14 protein-coding genes are annotated in these 16,297 nt (G+C 62.9%); 12 read left to right on the forward strand and 2 right to left on the reverse strand.

What is annotated here, in order from left to right; translation table 11 throughout:
- Positions 1-61 precede the first annotated feature (61 nt).
- The 5 genes from tpiA to EB233_RS19195 all read left to right on the forward strand — a co-directional run bounded on the left by tpiA (position 62) and on the right by EB233_RS19195 (position 5,226).
- A complete protein-coding gene (gene tpiA / locus EB233_RS19175) occupies positions 62-832 on the forward strand; it encodes a triose-phosphate isomerase (RefSeq protein WP_064988643.1) in 771 nt (256 codons plus the stop codon).
- Between the two features lie 167 nt (positions 833-999).
- Complete coding sequence (gene secG, locus EB233_RS19180; RefSeq protein ID WP_064988644.1) at positions 1,000-1,476, forward strand: preprotein translocase subunit SecG; 477 nt, start codon at positions 1,000-1,002, stop codon at positions 1,474-1,476.
- A 212-nt stretch (positions 1,477-1,688) separates the two neighbouring features.
- Positions 1,689-2,813 carry a L,D-transpeptidase gene (locus tag EB233_RS19185; RefSeq protein WP_064988645.1) on the forward strand — a complete coding sequence of 375 codons (1,125 nt, stop codon included), beginning with the start codon at positions 1,689-1,691 and terminating at the stop codon, positions 2,811-2,813.
- A gap of 214 nt (positions 2,814-3,027) precedes the next feature.
- Positions 3,028-4,665 (forward strand): CTP synthase, encoded by a 1,638-nt coding sequence (gene pyrG, locus EB233_RS19190; protein WP_081293960.1) that lies wholly within the window; start codon positions 3,028-3,030, stop codon positions 4,663-4,665.
- Between the two features lie 21 nt (positions 4,666-4,686).
- Positions 4,687-5,226, forward strand: a complete 540-nt coding sequence (locus EB233_RS19195) for a DUF1697 domain-containing protein (protein ID WP_064988647.1) — start codon at positions 4,687-4,689, stop codon at positions 5,224-5,226.
- 34 nt (positions 5,227-5,260) lie between these two features.
- Here the strand turns inward: EB233_RS19195 and EB233_RS19200 are convergent, their stop codons facing one another.
- Positions 5,261-6,718, reverse strand: a complete 1,458-nt coding sequence (locus tag EB233_RS19200) for an NCS1 family nucleobase:cation symporter-1 (protein WP_064988852.1) — start codon at positions 6,716-6,718, stop codon at positions 5,261-5,263.
- 193 nt (positions 6,719-6,911) lie between these two features.
- Positions 6,912-7,814: a LysR substrate-binding domain-containing protein gene (locus tag EB233_RS19205; RefSeq protein ID WP_064988648.1), complete on the reverse strand. Its 903-nt coding sequence runs from the start codon at positions 7,812-7,814 to the stop codon at positions 6,912-6,914.
- Between the two features lie 260 nt (positions 7,815-8,074).
- Between EB233_RS19205 and EB233_RS19210 the strand changes: the two genes are divergently transcribed.
- The 7 genes from EB233_RS19210 to EB233_RS19240 are packed head-to-tail and all read left to right on the forward strand — an operon-like array spanning position 8,075 to position 16,188.
- Positions 8,075-9,589 (forward strand): leucyl aminopeptidase, encoded by a 1,515-nt coding sequence (locus EB233_RS19210; RefSeq protein WP_064988649.1) that lies wholly within the window; start codon positions 8,075-8,077, stop codon positions 9,587-9,589.
- Between the two features lie 39 nt (positions 9,590-9,628).
- Positions 9,629-10,528, forward strand: a complete 900-nt coding sequence (locus tag EB233_RS19215; protein WP_064988650.1) for a proline iminopeptidase-family hydrolase — start codon at positions 9,629-9,631, stop codon at positions 10,526-10,528.
- Between the two features lie 18 nt (positions 10,529-10,546).
- On the forward strand, positions 10,547-12,208 hold the full coding sequence (locus tag EB233_RS19220; protein WP_064988651.1) for an ABC transporter substrate-binding protein: 1,662 nt from the start codon (positions 10,547-10,549) through the stop codon (positions 12,206-12,208).
- Positions 12,209-12,249: 41 nt separating this feature from the next.
- Entirely contained in the window at positions 12,250-13,266 is a 1,017-nt protein-coding gene (locus EB233_RS19225) for an ABC transporter permease (RefSeq protein ID WP_064988652.1), read from the forward strand.
- A complete protein-coding gene (locus EB233_RS19230) occupies positions 13,266-14,237 on the forward strand; it encodes an ABC transporter permease (protein ID WP_064988653.1) in 972 nt (323 codons plus the stop codon). Before EB233_RS19225 ends, EB233_RS19230 begins: the two co-directional genes overlap by 1 nt.
- Entirely contained in the window at positions 14,234-15,193 is a 960-nt protein-coding gene (locus EB233_RS19235; protein WP_064988654.1) for an ABC transporter ATP-binding protein, read from the forward strand. Before EB233_RS19230 ends, EB233_RS19235 begins: the two co-directional genes overlap by 4 nt.
- Before the next feature lie 8 nt (positions 15,194-15,201).
- Positions 15,202-16,188: an ABC transporter ATP-binding protein gene (locus tag EB233_RS19240; protein ID WP_064988853.1), complete on the forward strand. Its 987-nt coding sequence runs from the start codon at positions 15,202-15,204 to the stop codon at positions 16,186-16,188.
- Positions 16,189-16,297: the final 109 nt, after the last annotated feature.

Raw genomic sequence — 16,297 nt, forward strand, 5'->3', positions numbered from 1 at the left:
GCTTTGTGGCCTGATTTTGGTAGTGAGGGCCACAGCTTGATATTGCCCGGAGAAGCAGACCATGACGCCTGGAATTCGCCCGCTTGTCGCCGGCAACTGGAAAATGAACGGCACCAGCGCCTCGCTGAACGAACTCAGGATGATCGGCAACGGGTTCATGAGCGGGCTCGACGCGGAGACCGAAGCACTGGTCTGCGTTCCCGCGACGCTGCTTTCGCATGCCGCGGAAATTCTATCGCGCACGCCCGTCCATGCCGGCGGCGAGGACTGCCACACCAAGGAAAGTGGCGCCTACACCGGCTGCATCTCGGCCGAGATGCTGAAGGACGCGGGCGCGAGCCATGTCATTGTCGGCCATTCCGAATGCCGCGAACAGCGTGGCGAAGACGATGCGACGGTCCAGGCCAAGGCCGCCGCCGCATGGCGCGCCGGGCTTGTAGCCATCGTCTGCATAGGCGAGACGCAGCAGCAGCGCGAGGCGGGCGCCACGCTCGACGTGCTGGCGCGCCAGGTCGACGGGTCGGTGCCGCCAAGTGCCACGCCGTCCAACACCGTCATTGCCTATGAGCCGGTATGGGCTATCGGCACCGGCCTGACGCCGACCGCGGCCGACGTGGCCGAAGCGCATGCGCATATCCGTGAAAAGCTTGCGGAGAAGCTTGGTGCGGCAGCCGCCAAGATGCGCATTCTCTACGGCGGCTCGGTCAAGCCGTCCAATGCGGTGGAACTGCTGGGCGTGCGGAATGTCGATGGCGCGTTGGTCGGCGGCGCCAGCCTGAAAGCGGCCGATTTCCTCGGTATCGCCGAAGCCTATCGCAGCATTTTAGGCTGAGATACACGACGATGGGCGGGGCTCGTCCCGTCCAAATTCGTTGCAAAGGGCGCGTTGCTTCCCATATTCCGGCCACGGGCTTGGAAATGCCGTGAAAGCATTGTATTGAGCCGCCTCCAATTCACCGGTCGTGTCCACGGCCGGGCAAGGCCTTGCCAGGATAAACTATGCAAACCGTACTGATCGTCATCCATCTCATGGTCGTGCTCGCCCTTGTCGGCGTGGTACTGCTGCAACGCTCCGAAGGCGGCGGCCTTGGCATTGGTGGCGGATCGGGCTTCATGACGGCGCGTGGCGCAGCCAACGCTTTGACCCGGGCGACGGCGATCCTGGCGGCGGCCTTCTTCGTGACGTCGCTGACCTTGTCGATCATTGCCCGCTATGGCGAGAAACCGATCGACATCCTCGACCGCGTTCCGGCGACGTCGGATGGCGCCGGCAAAGGCGTGCTCAACCAGCTGCCGGGCACGACGACCCCGGCACCCGCCGGCAGCACCAAGCCGACGCCGCCGTCCGGCAACGACGCCGCCACGACGCCTGCGCCCGCGGCTCCGGCCACCGCGCCTGCCGCCGGCACGACGCCCCCGGCAAGCAACGGTACCACCAACACCGCGCCGGCGGCACCGCAGGTCCCGAACAAGTAAGCCGCACCTGGTCGAACCCGCGACCTGTGATCGTTTGAACACAGTCGCGGCAAATGCTGCGCGTTCACGAAGATTCGACGTGGGCTGTTGCAGCCCCGCGCTTGAGGCATACGCCCTTATTCGACTATAGATTGCACGCGGCAACTTCGGTGTCCTTGGGGGACGCCGGGCGACGCCGTGGGCAACAAGCATTGAACGATCGGATCTTCGCCATGCAGCTTCGCAGCTTCATTTTCCTGGGACTTTGCGCCGTGGTCGGCCTGAGCTCCCCGGCCTTCGCCGGCATGCCGGTAAACATGGCCGCACAGCAGTCGGTTTCGCTTGAAAGAACCGACGCCATCAGAGTCGCCGTCAAAAGCGACGCAACGCAGTTGAAGCTTCTCAAGAAGAAGAAAAACCCGACACCGGACGATCTCGCCCAGATCAAGAAGATCGAAGCCAAGATCGTTGCCGACAAGGAGGACGCCAAGGCCAAGGCGCTTGAAGCCAGGAAGCTGGCCATGCGCGAAGCAGCCAAGGCGAGGGCCGATGCGGACCGGCAGGCCTTCCTGGCCGCGAAGGGCAAGACTGCTCCGGCAACCGAAGTGGCCGAGGCCAAGCCGGCCAAGAAGACCACCAAGGTGATCGAACCGGTGGCCCCGATAGAGCCGATCCAGTCGGCAGAGCCGATTACGCCCGAGGCGATGAACGTCGCGGCGACGGGCAATGACGGTGAGTTGCGCAGCGAAGTCATCGGTCAGAAGCAGTCGAGCGGCGGCCTGTTCGCCGGCCTCTTCGGCGGTACGTCGTCCTCGTCCATCTCATATCTGCCCGAGACACGCGCGCTCGATGCCGCGCTCGCCAAGAAGGACGCCAAGAAGCCCTTCAAGGTAAAACCGGAATTCGTGCCGCAGGACGTCGAATTCACTGGCTACGATGCTGGCACCATCGTCATCGACACCAGCGCTCGCCGGCTCTATCTCGTCGAATCCTCGACGACGGCTCGGCGCTACGCCATCGCTGTCGGCCGCGAGGGCCTGCAGTTCAAGGGCACGGTCGCGGTCGGCGACAAGCAGGAATGGCCGCGCTGGATCCCGACGCTGGACATGCAGAAGCGCGAGCCCAATCACTACGGCCGGTTCAAGGACGGCATGAACGGTGGTGGCCAGAACCCGCTCGGCGCCCGCGCCATCTACCTTTATGACGGCAAGAAGGACACGCATCTGCGTATCCACGGCACCATCGCGCCGCAGTCGATCGGAACGAGCGCCTCCAACGGCTGTTTCCGCATGATCAACGAGCACGTCATGGACCTCTACAGCCGCGTCAGGGTCGGTACCAAAGTCGTCATCATCTGACGTTTTCATCAACATGCCGAAAGGGCCGGCTCAGCCGGCCCTTTTGTTTTGCCTTGGCCACGACCAGGCCTGTTCGGTCGTAATCCCGGGACAAACGGAAAACATTTGTCCGAAACCGGAATCCACTTTCAGGATCTCGGTCCGAGCGCCATCTTGGGAAAAAGCCTTCGCGGCGGTTTTTTCTCTGGCGGAATCAATCCGGCCGCGTTAAGCGATGACTCCCATGGCGCGATATGTATTCATCACAGGCGGCGTGGTTTCCTCACTTGGAAAAGGCATTGCCGCAGCGGCCCTTGGGGCTCTCCTGCAGGCGCGAGGCTATCGCGCACGCATCAAAAAGCTCGACCCTTACCTCAATGTCGATCCCGGCACGATGTCGCCGTACCAGCATGGCGAGGTTTTCGTCACCGATGACGGTGCCGAGACCGATCTCGATCTTGGCCACTATGAGCGCTTCACCGGCCGCTCGGCCAACCAGCAGGACAACATCACCACCGGCCGCATCTACAAGAACATCATCGAGCGCGAGCGGCGCGGCGACTATCTCGGCGCCACCGTGCAGGTCATTCCGCACGTCACCGACGAGATCAAGAATTTCGTCCTCAATGGCAATGACGATTATGATTTCGTGCTGTGCGAGATCGGTGGCACGGTCGGCGACATCGAGGCGATGCCGTTCCTCGAGGCGATCCGCCAGCTCGGCAACGATCTGCCGCGCAACAACGCCGTCTACGTGCATCTGACGCTGATGCCCTACATCCCGACGGCGGGTGAGTTGAAAACCAAGCCGACCCAGCATTCGGTCAAGGAATTGCGCGGCATCGGCATCGCGCCCGACATCCTTCTGGTGCGTGCCGATCGCGCCATTCCCAAGGAAGAGCGCAGAAAGCTGTCGCTGTTCTGCAATGTCAGGGAAAGCGCGGTCATCCAGGCGCTCGACGTCCCGCACATCTACGACGTGCCGATGGCCTACCACAAGGAAGGCCTCGATTCGGAAGTGCTTGCCGCCTTCGGCATCGACCCGGCGCCGAAGCCGCGCATGGAGCCCTGGCAGAAGGTGTCGGACCGCATCCACAATCCGGAAGGCGAGGTGACCATCGCCATCGTCGGCAAATACACCGGCCTCAAGGATGCCTACAAATCGCTGATCGAGGCGCTTTCGCATGGCGGGCTGGCCAATCACGTCAAGGTCAAGCTCGACTGGATCGAATCGGAAATCTTCGAAAAGGAGGATCCGACGCCGTGGCTGGAGAAGGTGCATGGCATCCTGGTTCCCGGCGGCTTTGGCGAGCGTGGCTCCGAAGGCAAGATCCTGGCGGCGAAGTTCGCGCGCGAGCGCAAGGTGCCGTATTTCGGCATCTGCTTCGGCATGCAGATGGCCTGCATCGAGGCGGCGCGGTCGCTGGCCGGCGTCGAGCACGCCTCCTCGACCGAGTTCGGCCCGACCGGGGAGCCCGTTGTCGGCCTGATGACCGAATGGTTGAAAGGCAACATGCTGGAGAAACGGCGGGAGACCGGCGATCTCGGCGGCACGATGCGGCTCGGCGCCTATCAGGCCGAGCTCGCCAAGGGCTCGAAGATCGCAGACATCTATGGCGACACGCAGATTTCAGAGCGCCATCGCCACCGCTACGAGGTCAATATCGACTACAAGGAGCGGCTCGAGGATTGCGGCCTGGTGTTTGCCGGTATGTCGCCAGACGGCGTGCTGCCGGAAACGGTCGAATATCCCGACCATCCCTGGTTCATCGGCGTGCAGTATCACCCCGAGTTGAAGAGCCGGCCGCTCGATCCGCATCCGCTGTTCGCCAGCTTCATCGAGGCGGCGGTGGAACAGTCGCGGCTGGTGTAGGCCGATACCGGCCGCGCCGCCATGCAAACCTACGTCGCGCTGCTCTACAGCATCGGGTTGGGCGACGGTCGGCGTCTGGTCATGTCCGACCTCAAGGCCATGGCCTACGAGCTGGGCTTCAAGAATCCCCGCACGCTGGTGGCCACGGGCAATCTCGTGTTCGAGGCACGAGCAGCCAGGATTTCCAGTCTGGAGCAACGGCTGGAGACGGCCTTTGAAAAGACCTTTGGCCGCCATGTCGACATCATCGTGCGTGACGCTGGAGGCTGGCTGAAGCTCGCCGCCGCCAATCCGTTTTCCGCTGAATCCGCCGAAGCCGGCGATCAGGTCGCGGTGCGGGTGATGCGGGAGCGCGCACCGGCGGTCGCCGTTGCGGCACTCCAGGCGCGTGCCGCCGAGGACGAGAAAATACTTTGGGTCGACGGCGACATCTGGGTGTTCTTTTCTCGCGAGAGGCCAACATCACGGCTGCTCGCGGCAATGAACCACAAGCGCCTCGGCATCGGCACCTCGCGCAACTGGAACACGGTTCGCAAGCTGGCGGAGATGGTCGGAAAGTAGGGAGTAGGGAGGTGCTATTCCCTACTCCCTCATTTCACGCCTTTGCCGTCTTCGCGCTGGCACCCACCGCCGCGGTGCGCAGCACGTAGTAGATGATGCCGGCAATGGCGACGCCGAAGAACCAGCCGTAGACGCCCCACCACGACGGCAGCCAGTTGGTGAAGTTCGGCAGGATCGACGAGAAGATGGCGCCGATGCCGGCGGCGATGAAGGCGTTGACATGCCAGCCGCCCTGGAAGCGGAACTCGCCGTCCTCGCGATAAAGCGCCTCGACGTCGACCTCGCCTTTGCGGATGAGATAGTAGTCCACCATCATGACGCCGAAGATCGGTCCCATCGTCGCGCCGATGATGCCGACGAAATGCGCCGCACTGCCTTCCCAGGGCGCGAAGGGATAGAGCACCAGTGCGATCACCGCGGCGATGTAGCCGCCCTTCTTGAAGTCGATCTGGCGTGGGAAGACGTTGGAGAAGTCGAAGGCCGGCGAGACGAAGTTGGCGACGACGTTGATGCCGAGCGTCGCCACAGCGAAGGTCAGGGCAGCGAGTGCGGCCAGGAACCAGCTGTCGAACTTGGCCGAGATCTGGTCGGGGTGCAGCAGCACCTCGTGGTAGACGTCATAGGCAGCGATGGTGGTGACGCCGGCAACCAGCGAGAACAGGATCAGGTTGATCGGCAAGCCCCAGATGTTGCCTTTGCGCAATGCGGCCTTGTCCGGCGCGTAGCGGGCGAAGTCGCAGAAGTTGAGATAGAGCGCCGAGAAGTAGGTCACCCAGATCGCCGCGACCCCGAAGAGTGCTGTCCACGACCCTGGATCGCCGGGAATGCCGGCATCGGCGGTCTTTTCGCGAAGCACGTCCATCGGAATGTCGCTGGTGAAAGCGAAGCTCCCCGATTTGACACAGAGATAGATGGCCAGGAGCAGCATCATCACCCAGACTGCCGGTCCGGCCCAATCCTGGAAGCGGCGCACCGTTTCCATGCCTTTCTGGATGATCAGCAACTGCAGCGCCCAGATGATGACGAAGCAGATCACTTCGAGGGTGGAATGGCCGAGAAGATGTGATGTCTTGTTGAATTCGTCGAACCATTGCAGGCGAGTCAGCAATGCCACGATGGCGCCCGATGCGGCGGCCGTCTGCGCCCCGTACCAGAAGCAGGCGACGATGGCGCGCACGAGTGCCGGTATGTTGGCGCCCCAGATGCCGAAGGAAGCGCGGGCAAGCACGGGGTAGGGGACGCCGGTCTTCACGCCGGCATAGCCGACCATGTTCATCAGCGCGTAGATGATCAGCGAGCCGATGCCGATGGCGATGATGAAATTGACGAAGCCGCCGCAGAACAGAAACAGGCTGGCGGCGAGATAATAGCCCCATAGGCTGTGGACGTCCGACGTCCAGACGTTGAAGATCGAGAACGGTCCCCAGTTGCGAACCTTGGCCGGAGCCAGATCCTCGTTGTACAGGTCAGGCGATGCGCCTTGTATGGTCACTGCGATGTCCTCCCCTTGATTGGCCACGCGCCTCCACGCGATGACCGCGAAGGTTACGCCTGACGTCGGGGAACCGACAAGCAACTGATTTGCCGGCTTTGACCTTAAAGATATTCAATGCGAACCACGATTATCGAAGGGTCGCCATGGTGGGTCACTGTTGGACGGGGGCGGTGATTCGGATTGCAGCCACCTAGGCGACAGCCATCACCCGCTTGTGGTCCTCGACTTCCGACAACAGCCAGTCTTGAAAAAGGCCGGTGCCCGGCTTGTTTCCGATGCTGCGGCGCTGATGCAGGTAAATCCCGGCCGGATAGGTATGACGGGCCTGAAACGGCGCGACAAGTTTGCCTTGCTCAAGAAAATCCTGGGCCATCATCGTGTCGGCAAGCGCAATTCCCGCGCCATTGATCGCCTCGCGCATGATCAGCGTGCAGTCATCCAGCGTCGTGCTGGATTTCGGCGTCGTGTCCAAAACGCCTTCCTGCTCCAGCCACCTCTTCCATCTCATGCTCTCGCACTCATGGATAAGATGATGGTTGACCAGATCGGCGGGCGATCGCAGCGGCACGGGCCCATCGAGCAATGAGGGTGCACAGACCGGCGTCAGAACCAGCGGGATCAGCAGGGTCAAAGCCGGGCCGGCCTTGTAGACGAACTCGTCGACAATGGCCAAATCGAAGTTGGCGCGCTTGCCTGACGTCGAGATCTCCAGTTCCACCGCCGGATGCAGCCGGCGGAAATTCGGCAAGCGGTCCGCCAGCCAAAGGTTCAGGACGGCAGGGACGCACAGGACCCGGACGCGTTGCGTCCTGCCGTGGCTCGGACCATCGGCAAGGCTGACATCGTCGGTGGCGCGCCAGATCGCTTCGAACGCTTCGGAGAGGCTGCGCGCATAGTAGGAGCCCCGGATGGTCGGCGTTATCTGGCGAAAGCCGCGCTCGAACAGATCCTGGCCGAGATTCCTTTCGAGCGCACGGATGTGACGGCTGATGGCGGAGGGCGTCAGATGCAATTCCTCGGCCGCATCCTTGACGCTGCCGAGACGTGCGGCGGCCTCGAAAGCGCGCATGCCGTTGAGTGAGGGTAGGGCCATTGGCCGATCATGAATTGTCGGTTGAGTTTTTGTCAATCGACTTGGGCAAAATTGGCGTTTGATCGCCTGGGCCGTTCGGCGCTACCCAAAGGCAAGAGCGACTAAGTCGCCATCTGAAAACAGTTATTTGGGGCCTCCGGCACCATTCCACCAACGGCAGAGACCGGCCAGACCGGTTTAGCCGTCGGCGGGCGAAGCTTTGCGCACAATGCATGCCGCGCCGAGGCCGGAGTCATCAGCAAACGGGAGAATGCCAGTCCATGCCTCAATCGCCAGTGCCGGTCTTTGAAGCGGCTGACGGGATTTCCGCGGAAACCTCCGTCGTCGTGATCCTGCAAACCGCTGAGACAGGCTTTGGCCCGCGGGCGGCGGCACTGGACGCTGAGATGGGCGGGATCCTGTTGCGTGCCTGCTCCGATCCGGCGGCCTTGGCCGATTCCGGAACCTGCATCGATCTCATCGCCCCGCAGGCCGTGTCGGCCCGGCGGGTCATCGTCCTGGCCCTGGGCAAAGCCGAAGCCGTGAGCGCCCTCTCACTGGCACGCGCCGGCGGTTTGCTTGCCGCGCATCTGGAAGGCAAGGGCGAATGCGGCGCCACGCTTGTCCTGGACCCAATCGCTGGCGTCGACCTGCCGGGTGCGGAAATCCTGGCGCGCATCGCGCTTGGCATGCGGCTGCGGCGCTACCGTTTCGACATGCGCAACCGGCGCCAGGGCGCGGGCTCGGATCGGACGTTGCGGGTGCAGCTGATCGGGGCAGCCGGCGCGGACCTGACCCCAGCGCTGGTGCGGATCAATGCCATTGCCGATGGCGTCGAATATGCGCGCACACTGGTCAACCTGCCGCCGAACCATCTCCACCCCGACAGTTTCCACGATCATCTGGAGCCGCTGCGCGAAGCCGGCATCGATGTCGAGATACTCGATCCGGCGCGGCTGAAGGAACTCGGGATGAATGCGATCCTGGCCGTAGGCTCCGGCTCGGTGCGACCGCCGCGCGTGGCGGTGCTGCGCTATCGCGGCAAGAGTGCTCCTTCCCAACCGATGGCTTTCGTCGGCAAGGGCGTCTGTTTCGATTCCGGTGGGCTCTGCATCAAGCGCGGCGAGCAGATGTTCGACATGAAGGCCGATATGGGCGGGGCGGCGGCGGTGGTCGGCCTGCTGATCGCGCTCGCCCGGCAAGGCAGCCCGGTACACGCCGTCGGCATCCTTGGCATCGCCGAGAACATGCCGTCCGGCACCGCGCTCAAGCCCCGCGACATCATCACGACGGCGTCGGGACAGACGGTCGAGGTTTTCGACACGGACGCCGAAGGGCGCCTGATCCTGGCCGATTGCCTCTATTACGCCGCCTCGCGCTTCAACCCCTCGGTAATCGTCGATCTGGCGACGCTGACCTATTCGGTGATGCGCGGCCTCGGATCGATCTTTGCCGGCCTGTTCAGCACCGACGATGCCATCGCCTCGCAAATGATCGCTGCAGGCGAAAACGTCGGCGAGCGGTTCTGGCAGTTGCCGCTCGACCGGGCCTATGACGAGGGCCTGCAATCGCCATTCGCCGATCTCCGGCACCACGCCAAGGACATGGAAGATGGCGACGCTCCCTATGCGGCGGCCTTCCTGCGCCATTTCACCGAAGACCGCCCCTGGGTGCATCTCGACATCGCCGGCAAGGAGTTGGCCGAGAAGGATCGGCCCTTGGGCAGGGAAGGCGCGACGGCGTTCGGCGTGCAGATGCTGGAAGAGTGGGTGCAGTCCGGCCGGACTGCGAGCTAGGCGGCAAACAGCATGTCTTCAACCACGCAGGGAACCGCAATGTCCGAAATCGCAGGCAAGGAAGGGCGGGCCGCTTTCTGCGGCTACGAAACCTGGTATCGCATCTGCGGCGAGCTCGATGCCGACAAGGCTCCGGTCGTTATCCTGCACGGCGGGCCGGGCGCCGCTCACAATTACGTCGATGCTTACAAGCTGCTCGCCCAACAGGGCCGCGCCGTCATCCATTACGATCAGCTGGGCTGCGGCAATTCGACGTTGCTGCCTGAAAAAGGCGCCGAGTTCTGGACGCCAAAACTGTTCATCGACGAGCTTGAAAACCTGGTCGACCATCTCGGCATCCGCCGCGGCTTCCACGTGCTCGGCCAGAGCTGGGGTGGCATGCTGGGCGCCGAATATGGGGTTACGCGGCCAAAGGGCTTGAAGTCGCTCACCATCGCCAACTCACCGGCTTCCATGAAGCTGTGGGTCGAAGAGGCCAACAGGTTGCGCGCCGACCTACCTGGGGATGTGCAGGAGACGCTGACCCGCCACGAGCAGGCCGGCACGACGGACGACCCGGCCTACCAGGAAGCCACGATGCGGTTCTACGAACGGCATGTCTGCCGCGTGCCTTTCCCGCCCGAAGTGACCGAGACCTTCGCCCAGATCGCACGCAATCCGACCGTCTATCATCTGATGAACGGGCCGAACGAGTTTCACGTCATCGGAACCCTGAAGAATTGGAGCATCGTCGATCGCCTGCAGGCCATCGAGATTCCCACGCTGATCATCTCCGGGCGCCACGACGAGGCCACGCCTGCGACCGTGCAGCCCTTCAAGGACGGCATCAAGGGATCGCGCTGGGAGATATTCGAGCATTCCAGCCACATGCCGCATGTCGAGGAGCAAGAGGCATGCATGCAGGTTGTGGGAGATTTTCTGGACGACAACGACAACTGAGAAAAGGGGAATAACGACATGAAGAAACTGCTTTTGGCGGCATCGGCCGCTGCATTGCTGGCCGGCGCATGGCTCGCTCCGGCACAAGCCGAATACCTCAAGGAACACCGAGGCGGCACCATTCGCCTGCTCGCCCGATCGGCGGCCGGAACACTCGATCCGCATATCAATTACACGGACCAGGGCTGGCAGATGTACCAGCCGGTGTATGACGGACTGGTCACCTTCCGCAAAGCCGAGGGCAAGGACGGCTTCTCCGTAGTTGCCGACCTGGCCGAGGCGTTGCCTGTAGTCAGCAATGACGGCAAGACCTTCACCTTCAAGCTGCGCAAGGGCATCAAGTTCTCCAACGGCCAGGAGCTTGGCCTCAAGGACGTCGTCGCTTCCTTCCAGCGCATCTTCAAGGTCTCCGGGCCGACCTCCGGCACCTTCTATGCCGGTATTGTCGGAGCCGACAAATGCCTGGCCGACACCAAGAGCTGCACGCTTGAAGGCGGCATTGTCGCCGACGAAGCGGCAGGCACCATTACCCTCAATCTCGTCAAGCCGGACGCAGAGATCCTCTACAAGCTGGCATTACCGCATGCTGTGATCCTGCCGGCGGACACGCCCACGGAAGACATGGGCTCCAAGCCCATCCCGAGCACCGGTCCCTACATGATCTCCGCCTTCGACCCCAACAAGGGCATGACGGTTTCCCGCAACCCCAATTTCAAGCAGTGGAGCGAGGAAGCCCAGCCGGACGGTTACCCGGATGTCGTACAATATGATTTCGGCCTGTCCGAGGAGGCGGCCGTCACCGCGATCCAGAACGGCGAGGCGGACTGGATGTTCGACGCGCTGCCCAGCGACCGCCTCGGCGAACTTGGCAGCAAGTCCATGGACCAATTGCACATCTCGCCCCTTTCGGCATGGTGGTACGCATCGTTGAACACCCGCATGGCTCCGTTCGACAATGAAAAGGCGCGTCAGGCCGTTGCCTTTGCGGTCGACCGCAACACGCTGGTCAAGCTGTTCGGTGGCAAGGTGCTGGCATCGCCGGTCTGCCAGGTGCTGCCGCCGGACTTCCCCGGCCACGAAGACTACTGCCCCTTCACCAAGGATCCCGGTGCCAAATGGTCGGCGCCTGATCTCGACAAGGCCAAGCAGCTCGTCGAGGACTCCGGCACCAAGGGCCAGAAGGTGACCATCATCGTCGAGGACACCGCCATTTCACGGTCGATCGGCGTCTATCTGCAGAGCGTGCTGACCAGCATCGGCTATGTCGCCGACGTCAAGCCGATATCGTCCAATCTGCAGTTCACCTACATCCAGAACACCAACAACAAGGTGCAGATGTCCGTCACCCAGTGGTACAAGGACTATCCGGCGGCTTCGGACTTCCTGAACATCCTGTTCTCCTGCGCGTCCTACCGCGAAGGCTCTGACGCTTCGATCAACATCTCAGGCTTCTGCGACAAGGATATCGACGCCAAGATGCAGAAGGCGCTGGATCTCGGCGTGACCGACCAGAAGGCGGCCGACAAATTGTGGGCCGAAGTCGACAGGCAGGTCACGGACAAGGCGGCCGCCGTCGGCCTGTTCACGCCGAAGCGGCTTGATTTCGTCAGCAAGCGCATCGGCAATTTCAAGTTCAACCCGCAGTTCAACTGGATTGTCACCCAATCCTGGGTGCAGTAAGGGGCCTGGGTGCAGTAACGAACCGCGCAAGGCACATACCCGTGTCCAACCAAGTCGCAGCCATGCCGCGCAAGACGCGAGGGCCCTGGGCCGTCGCGTTTGCGAAACTGGCAACGGACAGGGCCGCTATGGCGTGCCTGGCCGTGTTCCTGCTGATCGTCATCGCCTGTTTCAGCGCACCTCTTTATGCGAAATGGGCGGGCACGGACCCCTTCGCCTCGACGCTCGACGCCGTCATCCAGATCGACGGCGCCGACGTTCCCGTAATGGAGCCGTCGACCGAAGGGCTAGGCCTCGGCTATACGCCGATCGGCCCAACCTGGCAGCTCGGCAACTATTTCCTCGGCGCCGACAGCCAGGGCCGCGATGTCATGGCGAGAATGCTTTATGGAGGGCTGAGCTCGCTGCTGATCGCCGGGGCTGCCACCCTCTTCACGCTGATGATCGGCACGTTGGCCGGATTGATCGCCGGCTATTTCGGCGGCATCACCGACACGGTGTTGTCGCGCCTGCTCGACATTCTCTGGGCATTCCCAATCTATCTCTTGGCGATTTCGCTTTCCATCGTCACCATCTCGCAAGGCATCAGGATCGGACCGATCGATATCGAATCCGGCAGCTTGTGGCTGCCGATCATCATCATCGGCATCGTCTATGTGCCTTACGTCGCGCGCCCGATACGCGGGCAGGTTCTGTCGCTGCGCCACAGCGAGTTCGTGCTCGCCGCGATCAATCTGGGTGTGCCGGGATGGCGCATCTTGTGGCGCGATATCCTGCCCAATATCACCACCACGCTCATCGTCTTCGTGCCGCTGATGATGGCGCTGAACATGCTGACGGAATCGGCGCTGTCCTTCCTGTCGATCGGCGTGCAGCCGCCAGCCGCCAGCTGGGGCACCATCATCCAGGACGGACAGGCGCTGCTCTACACGAGGCCGCTGGTGGCGCTGGTGCCGGGCCTAGCGATTGCCGTTTCGGTGATGGCGCTCAATGTCTTCGGCGACGGCCTGCGCGACGCGCTCGACCCGCGCTCCAAGGTTCGGCTGGGGCGCGACTGATGTTTTATGCCATCCTGCGCCGTTTCGGCCAGATGCTGTTCGTGATGTTCGGCATCTCGGTCATCGTCTTCCTGATTTTCTTCGCGACGCCGGGTGCCGACCCGGCGGCGCGCATCGCCGGCCGCAACGCCTCGCCCGAAGTGCTGGAAGCGGTGCGCCACTCCTTTGGCTTCGACCGGCCGCTCTACGTGCAATATGTGAAGATGATGGAGAAGATCTTCGTTACCGGCGATCTGACTTCCTTCGTCAACCGCGGCTGGAAGGTGGTGCCGGCGGTGATGGATTCCATTCCCGTCACGCTCTCGCTGGTGTTCGGCGCGGCCATCCTGTGGGTGGTCGTCTCCATCGTCATCGGCATCGTCGCCGCCGCCACGCGCGACAGCTGGCTGGACAAGCTGCTGATGGCTCTTGGCCTGCTTGGCATTTCCATGCCGGTCTATTGGCTGGGCGAGGTGATGAACCTGATCACCCAGAGCCGCTACCACGACAGCTGGGCGTTCTCCTGGGTGCCGCCGCTCGGCTACAAGAATTTCTCCGACGACCCGAAAGGCTGGTTTCTGACCCTGGTCATTCCGTGGATCACGCTGGCCATTCTCTATATCGGCATTTACGGGCGCGTGTTGCGCGCGGCGATCATCGAATCCCTGCAGGAGGATTTTATCCGCACGGCGCGGGCCAAGGGCCTGTCGGAAACGCGCATCCTGCTGCGCCATGCCTTGCGCACGTCACTCATCGCCTTCGTCACCTTGTTCGGCCTCGACTTCGGCGCGTTGGTGGGCGGCTCGGCGCTGCTGACCGAAGTGGTGTTCGGACTGCATGGCATCGGCAAGCTCACCTATGACGCGCTGCAGAACCTCGATCTGCCGATGATCATGGCGACGGTGATGTACGCGTCCATGTTCGTGGTCATCGCCAATGCGGTCGTCGATTTCGTCTACATTCTTCTCGATCCGCGCCTGAGGACTTCATGATACTGTCGGTGCGCGATCTCAAAGTCTCCTTCCGCACCGATGCCGGGCTGGTGCGGGCGATCGACGGGGTGTCCTTCGACCTCGGCGAAAGCGAGATCCTCGGCGTCGTCGGCGAATCCGGCTCCGGCAAGACGGTTTCGCTGCTGGCCGTCATGGGGCTCATCACCGACCCCAACGCCAGCATCGAAGGCTCGATCCGCTACAAGGGCCGCGAGCTGGTGGGACTGCCACCACGCGAACTGAGGCGCCTGCGCGGCAACGAGATTGCGATGATCTTCCAGGATCCGATGACGGCGCTAACGCCGGTCTACACGATCGGCTGGCAGATCGCCGAACAGATCCGCGCGCATCGCAGCATCAGCAAGGCCAAGGCGATGGAGCGCGTCGAAGAACTGCTGGCCGAGGTGAATTTTCCCAACCCGCACGAGGCGATGTCGCGCTATCCGCACCAGCTTTCCGGTGGCATGCGGCAGCGGGCGGTGATCGCCATGGCGCTGTCGTGCAATCCGGCGCTGCTGGTGGCTGACGAGCCGACCACGGCGCTCGACGTCACCGTTCAAGCCGGTATCCTCGATCTCGTGCGCAAGCTGCGCGCGACACACAAGTCGGCGGTGGTCTTCATCACGCACGACATGGGCGTGGTTTCCGAACTCGCCGACCGCGTGATGGTGATGTATGCCGGGCGCGTGGTGGAGCGCGGCAGCCGCATGGAGCTGTTTTCCGACCCGCGACATCCTTATACGCGTGCGCTGCTCGGTTCGATCCCGCCGCTGACCGGCGAAAAGCCGCGCCGCCTGCCTGCCATTCCCGGCTCACCGCCATCGCTGCTGCGGTTGCCGCAAGGCTGTGCTTTCGGTCCGCGCTGCCCGGTTCACTACGAACCTTGCGCGATCAGCAAGCCCGACCTCGGCATCGGCACCCACGCCGCGGCGTGCTTCCGGGTGGCGCAGGCATGAGCGGGCCGATGACCGACAAAGACCGCCCGATCCTCGAGACGCGTTCGCTGGGCAAGCGTTTTTCGATCGGCTCCCGTTTTTCCGCCGAGGGCCTGCGAACCGTCCATGCGGTCGACAATGTTTCCCTGACCGTGCGGCGCGGCGAGACGGTCGGGCTGGTGGGCGAATCCGGATGCGGCAAATCCACGCTGGCGCGCTGCCTGGTCAGGCTCTACGACATATCGGACGGCGCGCTGCTGTTCGAAGGCGACGACATCACCTCGAAATCGCTGTCCGAACTCAGACCGCTGCGGCGGCGCCTGCAAATGGTCTTCCAGGATCCGTCGGCCTCGCTCAATCCGCGCCGGCGCGTCGGCGACCTGGTGGCCGAGCCGCTGCGCATCCATGGCAAGCTCTCGTCCCGCGAGATCACCGCCCGCGTCGCTGAACTGTTCGATCTCGTCGGACTGCTGCCCGACCATGTCATGCGGTATCCGCACGAATTCTCCGGCGGCCAGCGCCAGCGCGTCGGCATTGCGCGGGCGATAGCGCTCAATCCCGATCTCGTCGTGTTGGACGAACCGGTCTCGGCGCTCGACGTGTCGGTGCAGGCGCAGATCGTCAACCTGCTCGCCGACCTGCAGGAAAAACTGAACCTCACCTACATCTTCATCGCCCATGACCTGTCGGTGGTGCGTCAGGTGTCGACGCGCATCGCGGTCATGTATCTCGGTTCGATCGTCGAGGAAGGGCCGGCGGAGGAGGTGTTCGCGGCGCCAGCCCATCCTTACAGCCAGGCATTGATCTCGGCGGTTCCCGTCGTCGAGACGACCCCCACCGGGACGCGCAAGCGTATCATCCTCAGTGGCGACGTGCCGAGCCCGCTCAAGCCGCCATCCGGTTGCCGTTTTCATCCTCGATGCCCAATCGCGGTCGAGCGATGCCGCACCGAGCGGCCGGAGTTGAGGGAGTATCGACCCGGCGGCAAAGTTGCCTGTCATTTCCCGACCGTTTAGCCGGCACCCATCGATCAAAAGATTTTGAAAGATTCTGTTTTCTGGGCGGAACCAAGTGCTGTGCGGCGCGTTTCATTGGGTTCGATCGAGCGGCATCGCGATCGACCGG

The sequence above is a fragment of the Mesorhizobium erdmanii genome, assembly GCF_013170725.1.
Taxonomy (GTDB): Bacteria; Pseudomonadota; Alphaproteobacteria; order Rhizobiales; family Rhizobiaceae; genus Mesorhizobium; species Mesorhizobium erdmanii.